Raw genomic sequence first — 23,645 nt, forward strand, 5'->3', positions numbered from 1 at the left:
AAGGAAAAAAGAATGTTTGAACTTTCAAAGAAAGCTCAAGATTTTGCTGAGCGAACAAGAAAATTTATTTTAGAAGAAATAGAACCTATCGAAGCAAAATTTTGGGAAGAGGTTCATGAGCTAAATCCAGATGGAAACTGGAAAAAATGGCAATGGCCAGACCTTTTAGAAACTTTGAAATCTAAAGCTAAACAAGCCGGTCTTTGGAATATGTTTTTACCCGATGAAAAGCTGGGTGCTGGGTTATCAGTTCAAGAGTATGCGCATATTGCTGAATTGACTGGCCGCAGTTTATTGGCACCAACCGTTTTTAACTGTAATGCACCAGATACAGGAAATATGGAATTGTTATGGCGCTATGGCAGTGAGCAGCAAAAACAGCAATGGTTACACCCTTTATTGGACGGAAAAATTCGTTCGGTTTTTTGCATGACTGAACCTGATGTTGCGTCAAGCGATGCAACCAACATGCAAGCGACTGCACTCATCGACGGTAATGAAATTGTTTTAAATGGCAAAAAATGGTGGTCGTCTGGTTTAGGTGACCCAAATGCTAAAGTCATTATTTTTATGGCACATACCCCTGATGAAACCAAAGACCGTCATCATCAACACTCTATGGTTTTAGTACCGATTGATACGGCAGGGATTGAAATTCAACGTATGTTACCTGTGTTTGGTGACTACGATGCACCGCATGGACACGGTGAGGTTCACTTTAATAATGTTCGAGTACCTATTGAAAACTTTATTGGTGGAGCGGGGCAAGGTTTTGAAATTGCACAAGGCCGTTTAGGTCCAGGGCGTATTCACCATTGCATGCGCTGTATTGGAGCTGCTGAAAAAGCACTAGAACTCATGGTCGATAGAGGCATGTCTAGAACGGCGTTTGGCAAAGAAATTTTAAAACTCGGTGGAAACCTCGAACGCGTGGCTGATGCTCGAGTAGCTATAGATCAAGCCAGACTTTTAACCTTGTATGCTGCTTATAAAATGGATACTTTAGGAAATATGGCTGCTTTAACAGAAATATCTGCAATTAAAGTGGTCGCTCCGAGTGTTTTAGAAAAAGTAGTCGATATGGCGATTCAGCTACATGGCGGTGCGGGCGTTTCAAGAGATACACCATTAACAGGTTTCTTTGCCCAAGCACGCAGTTTACGTTTAGCTGATGGTCCGGATGAAGTGCATAAAGGCATGATTGCCAAATTAGAGTTGGCCAAACGTGGTTATGGTCGTCATAAGAAAGTATAAGCTTAAAGGAAGTGAATATGTCGGTAATTGATGTAGGCGGTGAAGTACGTGAAGGTGAAGAGCTTGATATTGGGGCAGTTGAAAACTGGTTAAAGAACCAAGGTGTTGAGTTGGTTGGCCCAGCAGTTGTTACTCAATATACGGGCGGGGCGTCGAATTGGACTTATCGTTTAAAATATGAAAATACCGATTTAATTTTACGACGTCCTCCTAAAGGAACAAAAGCGAAGTCGGCCCACGATATGGCCCGTGAATATATGGTGCAGAAAAACCTTGCACCTTATTATCCAGTACTTCCTAAAATGGTGGCACTTTGTCAGGATGAGTCGGTCATTGGCTGTGATTTTTATGTCATGGAACGAATTGAAGGCATTATTCCTCGTGCAAAATTACCGCCTGAACTTGGTTTTAATGAGGAAGATGTTCATCAACTTTGTGTAAACGTTATTGATAAGTTGATTGAACTGCATCAAGTTCCTTATCAGAACACCCCTTTAGCTGAACTAGGTAAAGGAACAGGATATTGCCGTAGACAAGTTGAAGGTTGGGATAAGCGCTATGAGAAAGTCCGCACAATCAATGTTCCTTCATTTAAATATGTCCGAAAATGGCTAAATGATAATATCCCTCAAGACTCTACGACTTGTATTATTCACAATGATTGGCGTTTTGATAATGTGATTTTAGATCCAGAGCATCCAACAGAAGTGATTGGTGTATTGGATTGGGAAATGGCGACTTTGGGTGATCCATTAATGGATTTGGGTAGCGCTTTGGCCTATTGGGTCGAGCCTACGGATAATATGATTTTTAGATCAACACGCCGTCAGCCTACTCACTTAAAGGGAATGTTCTCTCGAAAAGAAGTCGTTGACTATTATTTGCAAAAAACAGGTCTGGAGCCTCAAAACTGGGCTTTTTATGAAGTCTTCGGTGTATTCCGTTTAGCCGTGATTGCCCAGCAAATCTATTATCGTTATTACCATAAACAAACCCGAAACCCCGCTTTTAAAGATTTCTGGGTTGTCATTCATGCGCTACATATTCGAGCTTTAAAACTTATCGCGCAGCAAAAACTGCAAGAATCCGAATTTGCTCAGCAATCTCTACAGAAAATACAGGGTATTTTAAGAAAATGACCACAATTTATCTGGTAAGACATGGTCAGGCATCATTTGGTAAAAGTAATTATGATGAGTTGTCTGAAAATGGTGAAGCTCAAGCGACTTTATTAGGCCAATATTTTAAGCAAATATTGAAAGAACAACCGTATGTGGTTGCAGGAACCATGCAGCGCCACGAGCAAACTGCAAAGCTCGCACTCAATGAATGCTTCCCAGATGCGGTAATTCATCATAATAATTTATGGAATGAGTTTAATCATCAGCAGGTTTTTGCCCGCTATGAACCGCGTTTTGAACAGCCTGAACTTTTAAAAGCTGATGTTGCACAAGAACAAAACCCGCGTGCTTATCTTGCCAAAATATTTGAAGGCGCCATTGGACGATGGACAGATGGCGATTTTCATCATGAGTATGATGAGTCTTGGCCACACTTTAAAGAAAGAGTCGAAACAGCATTGCAGCAACTTTGTGATGAGTTAGCAAAAACTAAACCTCGCTATGCAGTGGTTTTTACCTCTGGTGGTGTGATTTCTGTAGCAATCGGAAAATTGCTTGAACTTAGCCCTAATCGAACTTTTGCGTTGAATTGGGCAATCGCGAATACAAGCCTCACGACTTTGCGTTTGGTTGGAAATGAAGCTCAGGTGTTAAGTTTAAATGAACATCATTTTATAAAAGCTGAACGTCCAGATTTACTGACATGGATTTAAAAATAAGGATAAAAGCATGGCAAAGACAATTTTAATTACAGGTGCAAGTTCTGGATTGGGCGCGGGTATGGCGCATGAATTTGCAGCCAAAGGCTATAACTTAGCGATTTGTGCACGCCGTTTAGACCGATTAGAGACTTTAAAAACTGAACTTGAAAATCAGTACGGTATTAAAGTCATTGCAAAAAGTCTGGACGTAACTAATTACGATCAGGTTTTTGAAGTATTTCGTGCCTTTAAACAAGAATTTGGCTATTTAGACCGAATTATTGTAAATGCGGGAGTCGGAAATGGTCGTCGTATTGGTAAAGGTAATTTTGAAATTAACAGAGCCACAGCTGAAACAAACTTTATCTCTGCCTTAGCACAGTGTGAGGCGGCGACTGAAATTTTTAGAGAGCAAAACGCTGGTCATTTGGTGGTGATGTCATCCATGAGTGCGATGCGCGGATTACCAAAACATTTATCGACTTATGCGGCAAGTAAAGCTGCAGTTGCTCACTTGGCCGAGGGTATCCGTGCTGAATTACTGGATACCCCAATTAAAGTCTCCACCATTTTCCCGGGTTACATCCGAACTGAAATGAATGAAGGTGCTAAACATTTACCTTTTGAAGTTGACGCCAAAACAGGATGTAAAGCTTTAGTAAAAGCTATCGAAAAACAACCTGTAAAAGCTTATGTGCCACAGTGGCCGTGGTTACCAATGAGTATTGCTATGAAGGTTTTACCATTAAAGTTGGTCAATAAATTAGGATAAAAAATACCCCCTAAAGTTTAGGGGGTATTTTTTATTTAGAATTTTTTAGTGTAATTGACAAACAAGCGATCTTCACCAAAGTCATTGCCATGTTTTACATTGTAATCAATACGAATATATTGCAGGGCCACGCCTTTTAGGAACGGTTGCTGAAATGCGTAGTTTAAAATCACATTTGACTCGGTTTCGTGGTTTTTTTCACCATTGGCTGCTTTAAAGTCATGTCCGTAAACATATTTCACCATCGCATTTAGGCCCGGTACATAATCTTTAAAATCGTAGCCATACATGACGTGGTAAGACTTTTCATCCTCTTTAAAAAAGCCTGTAGCGTTCCAGTTAATGAAATACGTCTCTGGTAAAAAACCATCTGGTAATGGGTAAGCCGATTCACCAATAATCTGTTGGTAACCTAAACCAAAGGTATGGTTTTTTACTTTAACCGTTTCAAGTAATCCAATGTTCTGCGCATCAATATCAAAGGTATTGCCATCATCTTTTGCATTGAAGTATTTAAACTTAGAGGTCAGAGCAAAACTTGGCTGTTTCCACGTATGTTCAAGTCCTATATAGTGTTTGTTATACAGATCTTCTAAATTACCAAAATAGTATTCGCCCTTCAAAGACGGCGTGAATTGATAACGTAGGTCAATATAATTTAACCCATCAGATTCTTTAGTAATCCCATTTGATGTGAAAGAAAACTTTTTAAAGTCTTCTTCATTTCGTGGAGAGACTTTTTCAACCCGACCAATTTCTGCGTAGAGTTGGTCTGAAAGTTGTGACTTTAGGTTGGTTCCCCAATACGAAGTGAGTAACTGACGACTAGCATCTACGGCAGTTACAGGTAAATCTAGCCAGAGTTCACCGACACGTAAAAGAGTTTTGTCATAACCCAGCTTTAAAGTCGCGCCGTATTTTAGATAGTCTGAAGCCTGAGATTGCGTTTCTTTATTAAAAGGCAAAACTGTATCCGCAACATGTTTGTCTGAACTCAAGCGCACGGCGTATTGGACAGAAGCATCAGCCCCAATCGTAATCGGTTTGTTTGCAATTTGCAGCGGAGTGTCATGCATTTTCGATTTATAAAATAATGACGCTGCCTGAGACCAACTGCCAGTATCTTTGAGTGCATCATTATCAAAATCACGGTTGATATAGGCATTTTTTAAAGTGAATTTCCATTCATCTTCAGTTTGCTGATTTGGATTTGCAGCCCATGAGTTGCTGCACATCAGTAATAAAGTAGCAACAGCTAAAGTGCGTGGTTTAAAACGCTGAAATAATTCCATAATCCATTTCCCAGATGTATGCCAATCCTCGGCACTACGTAATTTTGAATATTTTGGTACTCTCTAAGCGTTTAGTTAGAGAGTACATTTTTGCAATTGGTGAGACCTATTAATTTAATTTTTCAAGCTTCATGCTTTCACTAAAGAATTTGCAGCCTTTAAAAAGTAGAATTAAAGCCAGTACACAAGACAAACCACCCACAATAGATAAAGAAGAACCCACCATTAATGGGCTACCAAAAACTTTATCTGTAATAATGGCTACCAGTGTTGTGCCAATACCGAGTCCAATTAAGTTACTGACTAAAAGGAAGAGGGCAGAAAGGCGTGCTCTAAACTGGTTTGGGGCTAACATTTGCAAAGCAGTTGCTGAAATCACTAGAGGGAAAGATGCAAAGAACATTGCAGGAATCAGTAAGCTAACTGAAAGCCAAAGCTGATCTGTTTGGGTAAAAAATGCAATTGGAATAATCAGGCCAACAATACCAATTACACCCGTGAACATCGGCGCATCTTGACGGCCTTTTTTGATAAACCAGTCATTTAGCCAGCCTGCACAAAATACGCCTAATGTATTTGCGACTAACAGAATGGTACCAAGCATATAGCCTGTTTCAGTCGGCGCGAGTTGAAACTTACGAATATAAAATGCAGGTGTCCAGCTAGTTAGGCTATAGAGTGCCATTGCATAAAAGGTAAAACCTAAATAATGACAAGCAAATGTTTTCGAATGTTTTTTAATAAACTGAAGACATTGTGTGAATTTAACTTGGTCAACTTGTCCATTTTGGTTGAGTTGTTGGCCTTTACGTGCAGGGTCTTTAACGGTCAGAATAAATAGCAAACCAATAATGATGCCGGGTAAACCCACCACTAAAAAGGCAATTTGCCATGCTTTAAGCGCACCCAATAAAGGAACCTCAATGAGTGTCACACCTTTAAGCAGGTTAATGACATAACCGCCAACTAAGAAGGCAATACCTCCACCTAAAAAAGCGCCAATTGAATAGATCCCGACAGCACGCCCTAGTTTGTCTTTACTAAACATGTCGCTAAACATTGAATAAGCCGCTGGAGATAAAGCCGCTTCACCGACACCTACCGCCATACGGCTTAAGAACAGTTGAATAAAGTTTTTACTTAAACCGCAAGTTGCTGTTGCCAGACTCCAAACAATAATCCCGATTGAAATTAGTTTTGGTCGTGAAAAACGATCGGCAATGTAGGCGAGTGGTAAACCCATAACCGCATAAAACAGTGAGAAGGCGAGGCCATGTAACAAGCTAAATTGTGTATCTGAAAGCTGGAGATCTGCTTTGATGGGTTCAATCATCAGCGCCAGAATTTGGCGGTCAATAAATGAAAATATATATGCCAACATACAAAGTATGACCACATACCATGCATATGCATTGCTTTTCTTCTGTGTCCTTTCAACAGCGATATTACTTTGGTTCATACACTTAATCCTTATGTATAAAACGCTTAAAGAAATTGATATCTAACTTTTATTATTCCTCTAAAGTTTTCGATATTTCCCCCTTTTAGATAAGAATAATAAATAGGCTAGAAATGAGTAATTTGGTCTCGTACAGACCGGAAGAGTGCGTCTAAACCCAATTAGGAGTTAATGGGATTTTTAAGATCATGGAATTATTATTTTCTTTTTATATGTAAAATTCCATTACTTATTGAGTATGTTAGAATACCTAAAAAGTATGTTAAGTAATTATATACAGATAAATTTATGATATAAGAATTTGATTTTATTAATTTTTATTGTTTTAACGAAAGAGCAGCTAAAGAAAAAGAAATTTTTAACTGCTCTAAGAGAGCTAATTTATCATAATGAGAAATATTTAGCTGGATGGCATCAGGTCAAATAATTTCTTTAACTGGGTATTTAAATTATGTAGCTCGTCTTCTGAAAAAGCATTCAGGATGCCTGCCAAGGTGACCACACTAATTTGATTAATCTGTTCAACCAGCTCAATACCTTTGGCCGTTAATTTCACCATCGAGATCCGTTCATCAGAAGTAGAAGAGTAGACCTCGACAATTCCATCTTCTACCAAGCGATATACAGCTTTTGTGGCCGTCGTTAACTTTAAAGTAGAAAGATTGGCAATGTCGGTAATACTGGCTTCCCCAAGGGCATTAGTACTTAAAATAATTTTACGGCGTGTATTATCAATACCTAGCTTTTTTATTGATTTTTCAATCAGTTGTGAATACTTTCCATTCACTTGGGAAACCCAAAAAAAAGGAAAATTTTGAATACTCGACGGTTCTTTATTAGGAAGAAATTGTTCTAAATGATCAAGCATAGCTAAGCAATAACTTAGTGAAAAAAGGGTAATCCTATTATAAACAAAATTTTGCATATTTCCTTGAGAACAAATTATAAAAAATACTTGACAATTCCATTAAATTTTCCGATATTTTAATTAATGAATAAAAATACATGGAAAAGTGAATGAATATTGTTAGCCAAAGCGTGCACAAAGGAAGTGGCAAGCTCAAGGTCATGGTGAAAGACACAATTGATATTCAAGGTCTAAAAACCATTGCTGGCAGTCGAGCTTTATTAAATGTTGAACCTGCTCAAGATGATGCTGAAGTAGTTAAAAACATTCTAAAAGCAGATTGTGAAATTATTGCGAAAACAAATTTGCACGAATTGGCTTTTGGTATTACAGGCATTAATCACGCTTTTGGTACACCCATCAATCCTAAATATCCTGAACTTATCCCAGGCGGATCTTCAAGTGGTTCGGCTGCGGCAGTTGCTGCTAAACAAGCTGACTTTACTCTAGGCACAGACACGGGTGGCTCTATTCGTATGCCTGCCGCATGCTGCGGAGTTTTTGGTTTAAAACCGACTTTTGGCCGTGTTAGCAGAAAAGGCGTATATCCGCCGTCAAGTTCTCTGGATTGCGTTGGTCCTTTTGCAAATTCAGTCGAGATGATTGAAAAGGCCATGCAAATTATTGATCCAACTTTCAAGCCTTCTGCATGTACTAGCGCACCAAAACTTGCTGTTTTGGATGTAAGCGCAGATGACGTTGTTTGGAATTGTATTTATCAAGCATTTCAAAAAGCGAATTTAGAGACCGTTTTAAAAAAAGTTGAATACTTTGAAGCGGCTTATGACGCAGGCATGCAGATTATTAATTATGAAAATTGGCAAGCTTTTGGTGAATTAACTCAAACGGGCTTAATTGGTTCTGATGTAAATGGTCGTTTATTAAAAGCTGCCGCAACAACTTTAGAGCAAGTGAAACAAGCAGAAGTTGTGAGAGCACAGTTGACCCAAGAACTCGATGCTTTATTAGAAAAATATGATGCATTGGTTCTACCGACACTTCCGCAAATTCCACCGAAAGTTTCTGAAGCTGAAAACACGGTTGCTTTTTTGAATCTTACAGCTTTAGTTCGACCATTTAATTTATCAGGTCATCCAGCCATTTCAGTGCCACTTGAAACCAGTGAAGGTTTACCAGTGGGTTTACAGATCGTATCGAAGCATCAAAAAGATGAGCAATTATGCGCTATAGCTAAATTTTGTGTTGATGCAATGCAATAAATTACAAGGAGTTAGATGATGAATAAGTTGTCTAAAATGGAGTTTGCTTCTCAAGACAAAGCAGTTGACTTAGATGCTTTGTGCCAAGAAATTCGTGAGCGTGCCTGTGCAGGTGAGTTTGATAATCAGGCCTACGTGAGCCAAGACATTATCGAAAAACTTAAACAGATTGGTGTTTATCGTGCCTTGGTGCCTAAACGTTTTGGCGGTGAAGAATGGTCTCCTCGGCAATTTTGTGAGTTGATCGAGACTTTATCTAAAGCTGATGGTTCAGTGGGTTGGGTGGCAAGTTTCGGTATGAGCCCTGCGTATTTAGGAAGTTTGCCAGAAGAAACGCTTAAAGAGTTATACCAAAACGGGCCAGATGTGGTGTTTGCCGGAGGTATTTTTCCACCCCAACCTGCCGAAATTACCGATGAAGGTGTGGTGGTGCGTGGAAGATGGAAATTTTCCAGCGGTTGTATGGGAGCTGACATTGTTGGCGTGGGGATTTCACCGCTTAAAAATAATGAAATGCAAGGCTTACCTCGCATGGCAGTGATGCCTGCGAAAAAAGCCAAAATTGAAATGACTTGGGACACAGTTGGCCTAAAAGGTACGGGAAGTCATGATTTAGTCGTTGAAGATGTATTGGTCGAAAAGAAATGGACCTTTGTACGTGGTGAACCTTCAAAACTAAGCGAACCATTTTTTAAATATCCGTCGCTTTCTTTAGCGACTCAAGTATTAACCGTGGTGGGTATTGGGGTTGCAGCTGCCGCATTAGAAGAATTTGAAAAACTGGCGCCGGGTAAAGCATCCATTACAGGCGGTTCAGAAATTGCCAACCGCCCAGTGACTCAATATGAGTTTGCTCAGGCAGATGCAGAATTTCAGGCTGCAAAATCTTGGTTTTATCAAACCATGGATATTGTCTGGAATGAAATTATTGCTGGTCGTGAAGCAACTGCTGAACAAATTAGCGATATGCGTTTGGCATGTACACATGCAGCGCGAGTTTGCGCCAAAGTCACCCGAAAAATGCAAATGCTCGCGGGCATGACGGCGATCTATACCAACAATCCATTTAGCCGTTTTGTGAATGACACCAACGTGGTGACTCAGCATGCCTTTATGGGCGATGCGACTTTACAAAATGCAGGCTCAATCAGTTTCGGGTTAAAACCAACTCCAGGTTATTTATAAGTTTAATTTTTAAAAGGATATTGAAATGGAAGCTAAAAAATCATTACGCGTTTTGTTCTGCATGGGTATTAACCAAAACTTTTTTGACGCGGAACCTGCTGAAGCAAAAGCAGTTTGGGCCGCGTTTGGTGAAATGTGGAATGGCATTCATGACTTACCGGGCGTACATGTTTTTGGAAATCTTGATGATGACCAAAGCATGGTTGGTCCAAGTGCTGGTTGGCCTTGGACAACCTACTTGCTTGCTGATGTTCCGGATATTGAAACCGTACATGCCGCTTGTAACTTGTTTAGAACGACCGTAGTGGGTGAAGGGCCATACAAACTTTGGAAATATTGCAAAGTTGAAGCGCGTGTTGGGCGTGAATTAATTATCCAACGTTAAGGCGATGGCAATGAATGACAAAGTGAATATTGTAGAAATCTTAGAGCGACTAGAAGAGTTAGAAGCGCATAACGCCATTCGTAATTGTCTGAACCGTTATATGGAAATCTGCGATGAGCTCAATGCAAATACAGATCTTGATGAGCTGATGAATCTTTTTGATCAAGACTGTATTTGGGAAGGTATTGGTGAGAAATATGCCAAATCCTTTGGCCGTTATGATTCTTGGCAGTCGATTTACGACATGTTTAAAAGCTATACCCAAAAAGAATCTCACTTTGTTATGAATGCACACTTTGTAAATTCAGAACAAATTTATGTAAATCAAAATGATGCAAATGCTTCTTGGCTCATGTTGCAGACTTCAACGTTTAAAGATGGCCGTAGTCACTCAAATGCAGCAAAGCTCAACGTGAAGTTTCATAAGCAAGCAGATGGAACATGGAAAATTAAACATTTCCAAACACAGAATATTTTCAGTCGTCCCGTATCGCATTGGCACAGTGAAGCCGAGTTGCCGGTACCTTCCCAGGAATGACCCAGGACATATTTAAAAGGACTATTAATATGAACAGTATTATCCCAACGCATAACATTGGTATTGATTACGATGCTTTGGTTCAAAGTGACCGTGCGCATACTTCTCTTTATAAAGATGAACGCATTTTTGATGAAGAAATGGAAAAAATCTTTTATAGCACTTGGGTGTGGGTTGCACATGCCAGCGAAATTCCGGAAGGCGGAAGCTATAAAACCATTAATATCGGTAAACAACCTGTGGTTGTGGTGCGTGACCGTAAAAAGAAAGTCCATGTACTTTTAAACCGTTGCCGTCACCGTGCAGCAACCGTATGCGAACATAAAAAAGGAAAAACCAATAGTTTTGTATGCCCGTACCACGGTTGGAGTTATGCACTTGATGGCAGTTTACGTGGTGTGCCATCTCCAGAAAGTTACGGCGATTGTTTAGATAAGTCAGAATTACCGTTGGTGAGTCTACGTGTAGAAGAATATAACGGCATGATCTTCGCTTCATTTAAAGAAGATATTCAGCCTCTTGAAGAGTTCCTTGGACCTGCAAAAAAATGGATTGACCTGTTTATGAAACAAGGCGCGGGTTATCCAATTAAAGTGTTGGGTGAACACCGTTTCCGTTTTCCGGGTAACTGGAAAATCCAGCTTGAAAATACCACTGATGCATATCACTTCCCGTTGGTACATAAGTCATTCTTAAGTTCTGTAGATGAAAAAACAGAAGAACTCTTTAACTTCGAAAATCAGCCGGGCTTTGTTGAAGAATTAGGTAATGGTCACAGTGTTATGGTGATGATTCCTGAACTGGTTGATCTAGACGAAGAGCTTATGGAGCGACCAATTCAAGAGCGCTTTGAAGACTTGGCTCAAGCTTTGCGCGACGAAGGCCATGAAGAGTTAGAAGTACGCCGTATTGTTCGAGCAGTTGGTGGTTCTGGCTTTAACTTAAATTTATTCCCAAATATTGCATGTTCAATGGCGTTCTTCCGTGTGTTACAGCCAATTTCAGTGGCTGAAACAGAAATTCATCACTCGGTGATTACGATGGACGGTGGTCCGCAAATTGCCAACCAATATCGCTTACGTTTGCATGAACATTTCCAAGGTCCATTTGGTTTTGGTACGCCAGATGACTCGGAAGCTTGGGAGCGCGTACAACACGGTGCAAATGCGGGTAATGATTTATGGATCATGCTCAACCGCGGTTTACCGGGCGAAGTCAAAACCGAAGATGGCTTAAAAAGTGATGTCAGTGCTGAAACAGGTATGCGTGCAGCCTATCAGCAGTGGAAAAAGATGATGAAAGCTTAAGGAGAGAGCAATGAATATGAATCTGCAATTATTAAATGAAGTCACTGCTTTCATCTGGGCTGAAGCAGATATGTTAGACCACAGTGAGTACCGTGAATGGCTTAATTTATGGAATGAAAAGGGTGTCTATATCATTCCAATTGACCCGAACCTCACTGACTACGAAAACAACTTAAATTATGCCTATGACGATAATCATATGCGTACTTTGCGTGTAGAGCGTCTGGAAAATGGTGAGGCGATTTCTACAGCGCCTAAAGCAAATACTGTGCGTAGCATTTCTCGTGTACGAGTGATTCAAGATCAAGATGATGAAATCGTTTTACGTTGTGCTCAAAACTTACGTGAATTCCGTAAAGAAAACCTCAAGCATTACACAGCTGATATTACCTACCATCTAACTCGTGATGCGGCTACAGGTTTTAAGATTAACCGTAAAATCATTAATTTGGTTAACTCAACCGATACCTTAGCTGGTATTAGCTACATTCTTTAGGAGCGGTAACATGAAACAAGTTGTTTTAGTGACAGGTGCTGCTTCTGGACTCGGTAATGTCATTGCTGAATATTTTGCGAGCCACGGTCATCAAGTGATTTTGTCAGCGAGTACGCTTGAAAAAGCTGAAAACGCTAAGGCACAAAGTCAATATGCACAAAATATGTTTCCCTTGAAATTAGATATTTCTGTCGAAGCAGATTTTCATGCTGCCGTGCAATGGATTGAAGAGAAATTTTCTAAACTTGATGTGTTGATTAACAATGCTACCGTCACTAAAGCAACGCCAGTACTTGAAATTACCGCAGCTGATTTTGATTGGGTGACCCAAGTCAACCAACGCGGCACCTTTCAGGCTTGTCAAATTATTGGCCAATATATGGCTAAAAAAGGCTATGGACGCATCATCAATATGGCGTCTTTAGCGGGACAAAACGGCGGTACTGCAACGGGTGCACACTACGCGGCAACCAAAGGGGCCATTGTGACGTTAACCAAAATTTTTGCCAAAGAGTTTGCGGCAAAAGGTGTTACGGTCAATGCGATTGCACCGGGACCGATGGAGTCACCGATCGTTCATAGTGTGGTGCCAGACGAAAAAATGGAACAGTTCATCCAGAATATTCCGGTTAAAGCCTTAGGAAGTATGCATTTTATTGCTGAAACTTGTGGGTTGCTTGCGAGTCCAAATGCGAGTTTTGTGACTGGTGCAACATGGGATATTAACGGTGGTTTATTCATGCGCTAAGCCACAAGCTTAGGTATGAAAAGGGAGTTAAATCATGACTACACTTTATGATGTTGTCGTTAAAAATCGCCATGTGGAAGGTGGAAATATTGCAGTTATGGAGTTTGAATCTGCAACTTCTGCTGCATTACCAAAGGTTGAACCCGGTGCACATATTGATGTGCACTTACCGAATGGTATGGTGCGCCAGTATTCGCTTTGCCAAAATCCAAATGACGAAGGAAAGTTTCGCCTTGGAATCTTACGTGACCCTGAATCACGTGGTGGCTCGATTTCTGCATTTGATGAAATTAAAGATGGTATGCAAATTCAGGTCAGTGAGCCAAAAAATTTATTTCCACTTTTAAAAGCCAAACACAGTGTCTTGATTGGCGGTGGAATCGGGATTACGCCGTTAATCACGATGGCATATCAACTTGCACATGAAGGCGAATCATTTGAGCTTCACTACTGCGGCGCTAGCCCAGAAAACTGTGCTTTTGTTGATGAAATTAAAAATGGTGAGTTAGCACAATACACAACTTTCCATTTTAAATCCGAAGGTGCAAGCCACAGAGCATTTTTTGAATCTGCCATTAAAGATATTGATCCTGAAAGTCATATTTATACCTGTGGTCCAGTCGGTTTTATGGACTGGGTAATTAACCTTGCCACGACTCACGATTTTCCTGAGCAGCAAATCCACAAAGAATATTTCCAAGTTGAAACAGACATCTCTGGAGATTCATTCGAGGTGGTGGCTGAGCGTAGCGGAAAAATCATTATGGTTGAAGCTGGTGAAACCATTTTGCAGGCTTTGGCTAAAGAAGGCATCGACATTGAAATGTCTTGCGAGCAAGGCGTATGTGGAACCTGTATGTGCGATGTAATTGAAGGCGAACCTGATCATCGAGATGTTTATTTTACTGACGAAGAAAAAGCCAGCAATGAGCAAATATTAGTGTGCTGTTCGCGTTCTAAAACACCGAGACTAGTTTTAGATATCTAATGCTCTCGCGATTTATATGGATGTAAGAGAAGGTTTAGGAGAAAGATGATGAATGTATTACAACAAATAGATGAGTTTACGGTCGATCCACTACAGTTCCGACGAGCATTAGGAAATTTTGCAACAGGCGTTACCATTGTTACTGCACAAAATGCACAAGGTGAGAAAGTCGGTGTAACTGCAAATAGTTTTAACTCGGTGTCACTAGACCCACCGCTTATTTTGTGGAGCATTGATAAAAAGTCTTCAAGTTTTTCAGTATTTGAAGAAGCAACACATTTTGCAGTCAATATTTTATCAGGCACGCAAATTGAGCTATCTAATAAGTTTTCGAGACGAAATATTGATAAATTTGCAGAGACCAATTTTCAACTTGGTGCAGGACGTGCACCTATTTTAGAAAATTGTTCTGCGGTATTTGAGTGCGAACGCTATCAAGTGATTGAAGGTGGTGACCACTGGATTATTGTTGGTAAAGTGGTTCGTTTCCATGACCAAGGTCGAAGCCCATTGGTCTACCACCAAGGCGCATATTCTTGTGTCATGCCGCATCCAAGCCTTCAAGTTAAGCAAACTGAAGAGAACGGCGTAGACCAAACACATTATGGGCACTTATATAATAATGTCTGCTACTTGATGAGCCGTGCTTTTAAAGCTTATCAAACCGACTATATTCCAAAGCAAATGGCTTCGGGTTTCCGTACCAGTGAATCACGTCTTTTGCTCGTTTTGGCAAGTGGTACTGCTTCAAGTAAGGAAGATTTACCGCGTGATATTGCTATGCCAATGCAAGAAGTTGAAAGATCGGCTGAAATTCTAAAATTTGAAGGCTTATTGGTTGATCATGATAATTTATACGCACTGACGGAAAAGGGTAAACAAACAGCGCAGTATTTATTTGATATTGCCGACAGCCACCAAAATGAGGTGTTTAAAAAGTATTCTGAGGAGCAAAAGGATATTTTTATTACCATGCTGCGAGATTTTGCAGGAGTAGCATAAGTCCCATTAAGCTGATAAATTAAATTGATTTATCAGCTTCTTTACATCTAGCTGACTATCAGCAAAACAATTCCAAGGATAAGGAATTTTTGGCACACAATTTGTTTATCAATAAAACAAGATTGCAAATAAGCCAAGACAGTGCACCACCACAAACGCAAAATTTTGAGCGGTGGTACATGTATAGAGAGGTAAGGGATGAACCAATATGTAAGCGATGCATTACTCACATGGACGCACCACATTAAAAGTGTGTGCGGCAATTTTGAAACCGATTTTGACGGAACCCGTAATTTATTCATTGGTGAAGTTCAGTGCTTTTTATTGGGCGATACTGAAATTGCTTTTATTAAAAACAATGCCAATAAAATTGTCCGAAAAGCCGATGAAATTGATCGAGTGAATAATCGTTTTTGTTTTTTGATTTTGCAGTATTCGGGAAGAATGCTGCTCGAATATAAAAATGAAACTTTAAGCCTAAATGAAGGCGATATTGTGTTGGTCGACCCAGTCGAAACGATTTCGATGTATCCGCAAGGTTTGGTAAGTCAGATTTCAGTGCACCTGTCGCGTGAAAAATTACTTAAAGAAAATATTAGTACCGAATATTTTGGGAAACTGATTACACAAAATATGAGCGGCTTTTTACTTAAAAATATTTTGAAAAATATGTCTGCTGAAAACATTAAGCTTTGGTATGCAACGGAAGATGGTAATGCTTTTGAAGATGCGTTAATTGCCCTAATTAAACCTACAATCAATTATAAGAATATTAATAGCTCCAATAATCTGATGGAAAAAGCCGAGCGCTATATTATAGAAAACTTAGCAAAACCCGATTTAACACCTAAATTAATTGCAGAGCACATTGGGGTGTCGCTACGTCATCTCTACCGTTTATTTCTTCAAGAAAATTTATCTATTAACAAATATATACAGCTCAAACGCCTCGAAAAAGTCAAAGCAGATTTGCTTGATAAAAGAAATAAACAAAGCTCGATTACCCAAATTGCCTTGAAGTGGGGTTTCTGGGACGGCGCTCATTTTTCAAAGATCTTTAAAAAGACCTATGGTATCTCTCCTAAAGAATTTAGAGAGGGTATGCCGGTTTAAATCTTTCATCTCTCAATGTCATTTTTAGACAAATTCGACGTCATTCTTGAACAAGCTAGCCCTATGTAACTGTGTTGAAATTAAATTCATTAGAGCAGGTTAGATAAGCTTAATAACCATAAAACTATTAAGTTAGTCTAATGAATTTCACTCACAGGAAGTGCATTTTAACTGTCTGATTCAGATAGTTCAGGGATAGATGAAAAGGATGAAACCAATGCGTAAACAACGATTATTGAATGACATACAAAAAATACTGGCACTTAACTTATCAATCGCTGCAAGCTTTTGGGGACTCAATACTCAAGCGTTTGCGCATGGTGGCAAGGCCGAAATGGTCTCACTTTATCAAAACATGAGTGAGCAAGGTGCTAAAGTTGTCAAAGACGATTTTACTAATACTTATATGATTACCAAAGGCTCTATGGTAGTTCGAGCTAAACCTAATTCAGATCAGGTTTTGATAAATGGCAAACCTTTCAAGCTCAGCGTGCCTTTATTAATTAAAGATGGTAAACCTGTTATTGGAAAAGATTTTTTTAATGAAGTATTCCAGTCTGGGTTAGATCAAACTTTTAAAATTGAAAATACGTTTCATCCACTCAATAGCTTAAATTCCGAAGAAATTAAAAAGACATTTGATGTGATTAACCGCTCGAAATATGCCTATAAAAATATGCGTTTTGCCGAGTTAAAGCTTAAAGAGCCTGAAAAAGCAAAAGTTTGGGATTACTTTATTAATCACAAAGAATTTAAAGAAGATCGTATTGCCTCTTTTATTTTGTTAAAGGGGAGTCAAGCGATTGAAGGTGAAGTTAATCTTAACACTCAACAAGTCACCAAATGGAATGCACTTAAAGACACTCATGGAATGGTGCTGCTCGATAATTTTGAAGCCGTACAGCGTGTAATTGAGACAAGTAAAGAATATCAGGAAGCTTTACGGAAACGCGGCATTACCGATGTGAAGAAAGTGATTGCTACACCGCTAACTGTTGGATATTTTGGCGGTAAAGATGGTTTGGACAAACAACTCAATATATTAAAAGTTGTTGCTTACCTTGATGTCGGTGATGGTAACTACTGGGCGCATCCGATTGAAAATTTAGTTGCCGTAGTCGATTTAGATAAAGAAAAAATTATTAAGATTGAAGAAGGTTCAATCATTCCTGTACCAATGGCAAATCGACCTTATATGTCGAATAAGCCAGTACCAAGTAAGCTAAAACCACTCAATATTACTGAACCTGAGGGTAAGAACTTTAGCATTACAGGTCAAACCATACATTGGGGCAACTGGTGTTTGCATGTGGCCTTAGACTCTCGTGTTGGCTTACAGCTTTCAACCGTGACCTATAAAGATAAAGGCGTTAAGCGTAAAGTCATGTATGAAGGGAACTTGGGTGGAATGGTGGTTCCATATGGCGACCCGGATATCGGTTGGTACTTCAAATCCTATTTAGATTCTGGCGAATATGGTATGGGAACACTTACCTCATCTATTCTTCCGGGAACAGATGCACCAGACAACGCTGTTTTACTTGATGCTGTGATTGCAGACTATAAAGGCCAACCACAAGTAATTCCAAATGCGATTGCTGTATTTGAACGTTATGCTGGGCCTGAATATAAACATCACGAAATTTTTGGCAACCAAGATGCGAGTGAAGCCCGCCGTGAACTTGTTGTGCGCTGGATTAGTACAGTGGGGAACTACGATTACATGTTTGACTGGGTATTTGCCCAAAATGGTGTAATTGGGATTAATGCGGGTGCAACAGGTATTGAAGCTGTTAAAGGTGTTAAATCACGCACCATGCATGACAGTACCGCAAAAGAAGACACTAAATATGGAACTTTAATTGACCATAATATTGTGGGTACAACGCATCAGCACATCTATAACTTCCGCTTAGACATGGATGTAGATGGGGAAAACAACAGCTTTATGCATATGGACCCTGTGGTGAAAGCCAATGACAAAAGTGGTGTCCGTACAAGCTCAATGCAAATTGACAGTAAAGTCATTACGAATGAGCAAAATGCAGCTGAAAAATTTGATCCATCCACTATTCGCTTACTCACGAATTTCAACAAAGAAAATAAACTAGGTAATCCGGTTTCTTATCAACTCATTCCTTTTGCAGGTGGAACACACCCTGTAGCAAAAGGAGCCAATTTCTCTAAAGATGAATGGTTATTTAAACGTTTGAACTTTATGGATAAGCAAATTTGGGTGACTCAGTACAATCCAGACGAACGCTATCCTGAAGGGAAATATTCAAACCGTTCAACTCATGATACAGGGTTAGGACAGTTCATTGGCAACAATGAGAATATTGAAAATAAAGACCTTGTGGTGTGGATGACAACAGGCACAACCCATGTGGCACGTGCTGAAGAGTGGCCAATCATGCCAACAGAATGGGTGAATACACTCATCAAACCTTGGAACTTCTTTGACAGCACCCCGACTTTAAACTTGGGTGAAGAAGAGCAAAACACTCAGCACGACCATCACTAAACGGGTGCATGATCTAGAGTGGGTAACGAATCGATTACCCACACTTGAGCACGGTTAGGCCGTTCGCAAAAAAGGAATTTCTCAATGAAAAATTTATTTTCTCAGGTTGTGAGAGGGACTCTCTTTGTCTCATTTTTTTCAACTGTGCATGCTGGTGAGCTTGAAATTAAGCCAACTTTTGAAGCAACTTTTGGGGCTTTTAGTAGCGGTAAAAGCTATAACGGCGAAAACCTAGATGATGAAATAGTCAATTGGCAAGAAGGTCATCTTAAATATGGTGCGAAGGGAAACTACACCTTTAAAAACAATCAGCTCTATGCAAGCTTGAGCGGTATTAGCTCGGCAACATTTGGTGATGGTGACGCAGGCCAAAATAGTAATGGCAAAGAACGTAAAACAGATGTGAATGAATGGATCATTGGTTTTAAAGACGGTACCAATAAAGATGAGTTGATGACTTATGATTTAAGTATTGGTCGACAAAATATCATGATTGGTGATGGGTTCTTTATTGCGGGTGATGCGTTAAACCTAGGAAAAGTGCCTGCGGACGGCACACTAGATCGGGGCGGAGCATATTATCTGGCAGCTCGTCGAAGCTTTGATTTTACAAGTTTGCTTCAATACAAACCGCAAGAGAATACAACGCTAAAGCTGGCTTATTTAAAATCGGACAATAAAGCACAATTTTCCCCAGAACTCTTTGTGACTGATCTGATGTATCAGCTTAAAAATAAGGGCGTTGGGTTTACCTATTTAAATGTATTGGATCTTGAAGATGCTGAACACGTTTCAGGGCGCGAAGATCTTAAAAATTATGCTTTACGTTTAAATTATCAACCTTTGCCAGAGCTGCAAGTTAAGACTGAGTTTGTAGTTCAAGATAAAAAAGATAGCCACGAAAATGCTGGCTACTTAGCGCTGAACTATAACTTTTTATCTTCAAAATATACACCCTCATTAGGCTACCGTTTTAGCCATTTTTCAGACCAATATGACACTATGTTTTATGGAAATACAGTCGGCTTTGGTACATGGTTTCAGGGCGAAGTTGCCGGAAATTATGCTGGTCCATTCAATAAAAATGCCGATATTCATCAAGTTTCTTACATGATGAATTTGAAAGAAAATTTTATGTTGGGTGCTTTGGCCTATAAGTTCAAAACAGTAAATAAATCTTTAACTAATGTAGATGGACATGAGTTAGATGTCTTTTCAGTCTGGTCGGTCAATAAAAAATTCAATGTTATTCCTTTAGTTGGGCTCTATAAACCGAAACACGATATCCATAGTGGTGGTACTCAAAACTACGATGATAAGACCAATGTGTATGCGCAGTTAATTTTGCAATACATCTATTAATAAATCCTTTTAAATGAATTGAGAGAAATAAAAATGAGTGAAGTTCAGATTTTAGAAAGCGTACAGCAATTTATGGCGCGTCAACATGGACATTTTATTGATGGAAAATTAGTTGCTGCCGAGCTTTTAGATAAAGTGGATATTGTGAATCCATCGACTGAAGAAGTGGTTGCTCAAATTAGTATTGGTAGTCAACAAGATGTAGATAGTGCGGTAAAAAGTGCTGAACATGCTTTTCAAAATGCTTGGGCTGAAACAACGCCGTATGAACGTGGCGTTAAACTGAACAAGCTAGCAGACTTAATTGAGCAATATGGTGAAGAACTTGCACAGCTTGAAACTTTGTCTACCGGAAAACTTATCAATATTTCCCGTCATCTTGAGGTCGCACAATCCGTTATTTTCTTGAGATATTTTGCGGGTTGGGCAACTAAAATTAATGGTCAAACCATGCAACCGTCTATTCCTTCTATGCAAGGTGAAAAATATACAGCCTTTACTTTAAGACAGCCTATTGGCGTGGTTGCAGGGATTGTGCCTTGGAATTTTTCACTGATGATTGGTGTTTGGAAAATTGGTTCAGCTTTAACCACTGGTTGTACGATTGTGCTTAAACCAAGTGAGTTTGCCAGCTTATCTTTATTACGCTTAGCTGAACTTGCCATTGAGGCAGGTATTCCAGTGGGTGTAATTAATGTGGTTACGGGTAAGGGGGAGACAGGACAATATTTAATTGAGTCGCCGCTCGTTAAGAAAGTCTCGTTTACAGGTTCAGTACCAACAGGTATTGCGATTGGTAAACTTGCGATGAGCAGTGATTTAACCCGTGTAAGTCTGGAGCTGGGTGGTAAAAATGCCATAGCTGTTTTGGCCGATGCAAATATTGATGAGATTTTACCGACTTTGTTGCAAGCAACTTTTGTACATCAAGGTCAAGTTTGCGCATCCCCAGAGCGTTTTTTTGTACACCGTGCAAAATATGATGAACTGGTCGAGAAACTCTCGAAAGCACTTTCTAGTTTCAAAATTGGATCGGCTATGGATGAAGGAAGTATGTTTGGTCCACTTTCTAATCAGCCACATTTTCATAAAGTGAAACATTATTTAGATATGGCTAAAGCCAAAAACCAGATTATTGCCGGTGGTGAGACTCTAGATCGATCAGGATATTTTGTACAGCCGACTTTGATTTCCTTCAAAAATACGGATGATCCTTTATTTTCAGAGGAAACTTTTGGTCCGGTGGTCGGGATAATGCCATTCGAAACTGATGAAGAACTCGTTCAACTGATGAACCAGTCACGCTTTGGTTTAACCGCAAGTATCTGGACAAATGATTTGTCTAAAGCTTTGCGATTAATTCCTAAAATTGAAGCAGGCACCTTGTGGGTCAATATGCATACTTTCTTAGATCCTTCAGTTCCATTTGGCGGCGTGAAAGCTTCAGGAATTGGCAGAGAGTTTTCAGATGCATTTATTGAAGATTACACCGAATTAAAATCGGTGATGATTCGGTATTAAGTTTCTACGAGATATAAAAAAATGGCCTTTATAGGCCATTTTTTTTGAATCATTAAATTAACCTAATAAAAAATCCTTTAGGATTTTATTAAAAGCTTCTGGTTGCTCTACATTGGAAATATGAGAGGCATCTATTTCTGCAAGTTTTGATTGTGGAATGCGTTGCTGAATAAACTCACCATCTGCAACAGTCGTTACAGGGTCTTGAGTTCCAGCGATCACCAATACAGAAATTTTAATGTCTTTTAACTGCTCACGGACATCCGCTTTAGCCAAAGCCTCACAACAATTGGCATAACCCATTGCGCTGCCAGCACTTAAGTCGTTACATAGGTTGTTGACGATTGAAGCATGACTTTGGATAAAGGGATCTGTAAACCATCGCGAGGCTGCTGTAGCTGCGATCGGTTGTAAACCTTGCTCACGTACTAATTTTGCACGGTCAAGCCATGCTTGTTCTTGTCCAATTTTAGCGGCAGTATTTGCCACAACCACATGACTAAACCGGTCAGGGTAGTGAATTGCCAGCCATTGACCGGTTAAACCACCCATAGAAATTCCACAAAAAGCAGCTTTGCTAATATTTAGATGATCCAGTAAACGGACAACATCTTCACCTAATTGCTCTACAGTATATGGACCGTCAGGCGTAGATGATGAACCGTGACCACGTGTGTCATAGCAGATCACAAAAAATTGATCTTTTAACTCATTAAACTGTTTTTGCCACATGCCATAGTTGGTGCCCAAAGAATTGGAAAATACCAGAGCAGGGAAAGATGGCTCGCCAAAAGTTTGATAGTTAATTTGTGCATCGGCAGATTGAAAAGATGGCATTTGTTTCTCCTTAAAGTGCTTCAACACATTCAATAATCAAAGCAATGCCTTGTCCCACACCAATACACATTGAACACAAGGCATAACGGCCACCTGTTTGTTCAAGCTGGTTTAAGGCTGTAGTGACTAAGCGTGCACCTGATGCACCAAGTGGATGACCTAAAGCAATGGCACCACCGTTTGGATTTACCTTGTCAGAATCATCTGGCAAACCTAAATCACGGGTCACGGCCAAAGCCTGTGCAGCAAAGGCTTCATTGAGCTCAATTACATCCATCTGCTCTAAAGTCAGGTTGGCTTGTTTAAGTAATTTTTTAATGGCTGGTGCCGGAGCAAAACCCATAATGCGGGGTTCTACACCCACTGCTGTTGAAGCAATGATCTTGGCACGTGGTTTTAGATTGTAAGCTTGAACTGCCTCATCAGAAGCAATCAGTAGAGCTGCTGCACCATCATTAATGCCTGAAGCATTTCCTGCTGTTACTGTGCCATCTGCTTTAACCACAGGTTTAAGTTTGCTTAAACCTTCAAGCGTGGTTGATGCACGTGGATGCTCATCGATATCAATCACCACAGCATCACCCTTACGCTGAGGGATTTCAACTGCCACGATTTCTTTAGAAAAAAAGCCTTTGGCTTGCGCGCTTGCGGTGCGTTGTTGGCTCACCAAGGCAAACTGGTCCTGATCTGCACGATTAACGTTAAACTGTTCAGCGACGTTTTCGGCAGTCTGGGGCATGGTATCTACACCATACAATTCTTTAAGTTTAGGGTTAATGAAACGCCAGCCCATGGTGGTATCTTCAATCTTCTGGCTACGGCCAAAGGCACTGTCTGACTTACCCATCACATAGGGTGCACGGCTCATACTTTCCACACCACCTGCAATCACCAAATTCGCTTCACCAGCCTT

22 protein-coding genes are annotated in these 23,645 nt (G+C 39.9%); 17 read left to right on the forward strand and 5 right to left on the reverse strand.

What is annotated here, in order from left to right:
- Positions 1-12: 12 nt before the first annotated feature.
- Genes J536_RS19895 through J536_RS19910 form a run of 4 tightly spaced genes read left to right on the forward strand, consistent with a single transcriptional unit; the run spans position 13 to position 3,848 of the window.
- Entirely contained in the window at positions 13-1,254 is a 1,242-nt protein-coding gene (locus J536_RS19895; RefSeq protein WP_032056013.1) for an acyl-CoA dehydrogenase family protein, read from the forward strand.
- A 17-nt stretch (positions 1,255-1,271) separates the two neighbouring features.
- Positions 1,272-2,393 (forward strand): phosphotransferase family protein, encoded by a 1,122-nt coding sequence (locus tag J536_RS19900; RefSeq protein WP_032056014.1) that lies wholly within the window; start codon positions 1,272-1,274, stop codon positions 2,391-2,393.
- Entirely contained in the window at positions 2,390-3,088 is a 699-nt protein-coding gene (locus J536_RS19905; protein WP_013197682.1) for a histidine phosphatase family protein, read from the forward strand. The genes J536_RS19900 and J536_RS19905 overlap by 4 nt, the downstream gene beginning before the upstream one ends.
- A gap of 16 nt (positions 3,089-3,104) precedes the next feature.
- Positions 3,105-3,848 carry an SDR family oxidoreductase gene (locus J536_RS19910; RefSeq protein WP_032046800.1) on the forward strand — a complete coding sequence of 248 codons (744 nt, stop codon included), beginning with the start codon at positions 3,105-3,107 and terminating at the stop codon, positions 3,846-3,848.
- 35 nt (positions 3,849-3,883) lie between these two features.
- Here J536_RS19910 and J536_RS19915 read toward each other — a convergent pair whose 3' ends face one another.
- The 3 genes from J536_RS19915 to J536_RS19925 all read right to left on the reverse strand — a co-directional run bounded on the left by J536_RS19915 (position 3,884) and on the right by J536_RS19925 (position 7,467).
- Complete coding sequence (locus J536_RS19915; RefSeq protein WP_032056015.1) at positions 3,884-5,140, reverse strand: OprD family outer membrane porin; 1,257 nt, start codon at positions 5,138-5,140, stop codon at positions 3,884-3,886.
- 109 nt (positions 5,141-5,249) lie between these two features.
- Entirely contained in the window at positions 5,250-6,599 is a 1,350-nt protein-coding gene (locus J536_RS19920; RefSeq protein ID WP_017399597.1) for a spinster family MFS transporter, read from the reverse strand.
- A 400-nt stretch (positions 6,600-6,999) separates the two neighbouring features.
- Positions 7,000-7,467: a MarR family winged helix-turn-helix transcriptional regulator gene (locus tag J536_RS19925; RefSeq protein ID WP_002121038.1), complete on the reverse strand. Its 468-nt coding sequence runs from the start codon at positions 7,465-7,467 to the stop codon at positions 7,000-7,002.
- A 149-nt stretch (positions 7,468-7,616) separates the two neighbouring features.
- Here J536_RS19925 and J536_RS19930 point away from each other — a divergent pair, with 149 nt between their 5' ends.
- The 13 genes from J536_RS19930 (at position 7,617) to J536_RS19990 (ending at position 21,895) form a co-directional block, all read left to right on the forward strand.
- A complete protein-coding gene (locus J536_RS19930) occupies positions 7,617-8,726 on the forward strand; it encodes an amidase (RefSeq protein WP_032063722.1) in 1,110 nt (369 codons plus the stop codon).
- A gap of 36 nt (positions 8,727-8,762) precedes the next feature.
- The gene (locus tag J536_RS19935; protein WP_081038559.1) at positions 8,763-9,911 is read left to right on the forward strand and encodes an acyl-CoA dehydrogenase family protein; all 1,149 of its coding nucleotides are present in this window, start codon (positions 8,763-8,765) and stop codon (positions 9,909-9,911) included.
- 25 nt (positions 9,912-9,936) lie between these two features.
- Positions 9,937-10,296: a hypothetical protein gene (locus tag J536_RS19940; RefSeq protein ID WP_000387554.1), complete on the forward strand. Its 360-nt coding sequence runs from the start codon at positions 9,937-9,939 to the stop codon at positions 10,294-10,296.
- 4 nt (positions 10,297-10,300) lie between these two features.
- A complete protein-coding gene (locus tag J536_RS19945) occupies positions 10,301-10,834 on the forward strand; it encodes a nuclear transport factor 2 family protein (RefSeq protein ID WP_080777145.1) in 534 nt (177 codons plus the stop codon).
- Between the two features lie 29 nt (positions 10,835-10,863).
- Positions 10,864-12,141 carry an aromatic ring-hydroxylating oxygenase subunit alpha gene (locus J536_RS19950; RefSeq protein ID WP_032056018.1) on the forward strand — a complete coding sequence of 426 codons (1,278 nt, stop codon included), beginning with the start codon at positions 10,864-10,866 and terminating at the stop codon, positions 12,139-12,141.
- A 10-nt stretch (positions 12,142-12,151) separates the two neighbouring features.
- Positions 12,152-12,637 (forward strand): aromatic-ring-hydroxylating dioxygenase subunit beta, encoded by a 486-nt coding sequence (locus J536_RS19955; protein WP_004701406.1) that lies wholly within the window; start codon positions 12,152-12,154, stop codon positions 12,635-12,637.
- A gap of 10 nt (positions 12,638-12,647) precedes the next feature.
- The gene (locus tag J536_RS19960) at positions 12,648-13,385 is read left to right on the forward strand and encodes an SDR family NAD(P)-dependent oxidoreductase (RefSeq protein ID WP_032056019.1); all 738 of its coding nucleotides are present in this window, start codon (positions 12,648-12,650) and stop codon (positions 13,383-13,385) included.
- Between the two features lie 34 nt (positions 13,386-13,419).
- The gene (locus J536_RS19965; RefSeq protein WP_032056020.1) at positions 13,420-14,373 is read left to right on the forward strand and encodes a PDR/VanB family oxidoreductase; all 954 of its coding nucleotides are present in this window, start codon (positions 13,420-13,422) and stop codon (positions 14,371-14,373) included.
- A gap of 45 nt (positions 14,374-14,418) precedes the next feature.
- Entirely contained in the window at positions 14,419-15,375 is a 957-nt protein-coding gene (locus tag J536_RS19970; RefSeq protein WP_080777148.1) for a p-hydroxyphenylacetate 3-hydroxylase reductase component, read from the forward strand.
- A 198-nt stretch (positions 15,376-15,573) separates the two neighbouring features.
- A complete protein-coding gene (feaR, locus tag J536_RS19975; RefSeq protein WP_032063724.1) occupies positions 15,574-16,488 on the forward strand; it encodes a transcriptional regulator FeaR in 915 nt (304 codons plus the stop codon).
- Positions 16,489-16,696: 208 nt separating this feature from the next.
- Positions 16,697-19,012: a primary-amine oxidase gene (gene tynA, locus J536_RS19980; RefSeq protein ID WP_081404174.1), complete on the forward strand. Its 2,316-nt coding sequence runs from the start codon at positions 16,697-16,699 to the stop codon at positions 19,010-19,012.
- 144 nt (positions 19,013-19,156) lie between these two features.
- On the forward strand, positions 19,157-20,374 hold the full coding sequence (locus J536_RS19985; protein ID WP_081318615.1) for a hypothetical protein: 1,218 nt from the start codon (positions 19,157-19,159) through the stop codon (positions 20,372-20,374).
- A gap of 33 nt (positions 20,375-20,407) precedes the next feature.
- Positions 20,408-21,895 carry an NAD-dependent phenylacetaldehyde dehydrogenase gene (locus J536_RS19990; protein WP_002121058.1) on the forward strand — a complete coding sequence of 496 codons (1,488 nt, stop codon included), beginning with the start codon at positions 20,408-20,410 and terminating at the stop codon, positions 21,893-21,895.
- A gap of 57 nt (positions 21,896-21,952) precedes the next feature.
- Here J536_RS19990 and pcaD read toward each other — a convergent pair whose 3' ends face one another.
- Together pcaD and J536_RS20000 are read right to left on the reverse strand one after the other, a co-directional pair.
- A complete protein-coding gene (gene pcaD / locus J536_RS19995; RefSeq protein ID WP_002120942.1) occupies positions 21,953-22,732 on the reverse strand; it encodes a 3-oxoadipate enol-lactonase in 780 nt (259 codons plus the stop codon).
- Between the two features lie 10 nt (positions 22,733-22,742).
- Positions 22,743-23,645, reverse strand: a 903-nt coding sequence (locus tag J536_RS20000; RefSeq protein WP_032063727.1) for an acetyl-CoA C-acyltransferase, incomplete at its 5' end; no start/stop codon positions are given.

Source organism: Acinetobacter sp. 809848 (genome assembly GCF_000581275.1).
In the GTDB taxonomy this organism is placed as follows: domain Bacteria; phylum Pseudomonadota; class Gammaproteobacteria; order Pseudomonadales; family Moraxellaceae; genus Acinetobacter; species Acinetobacter pittii.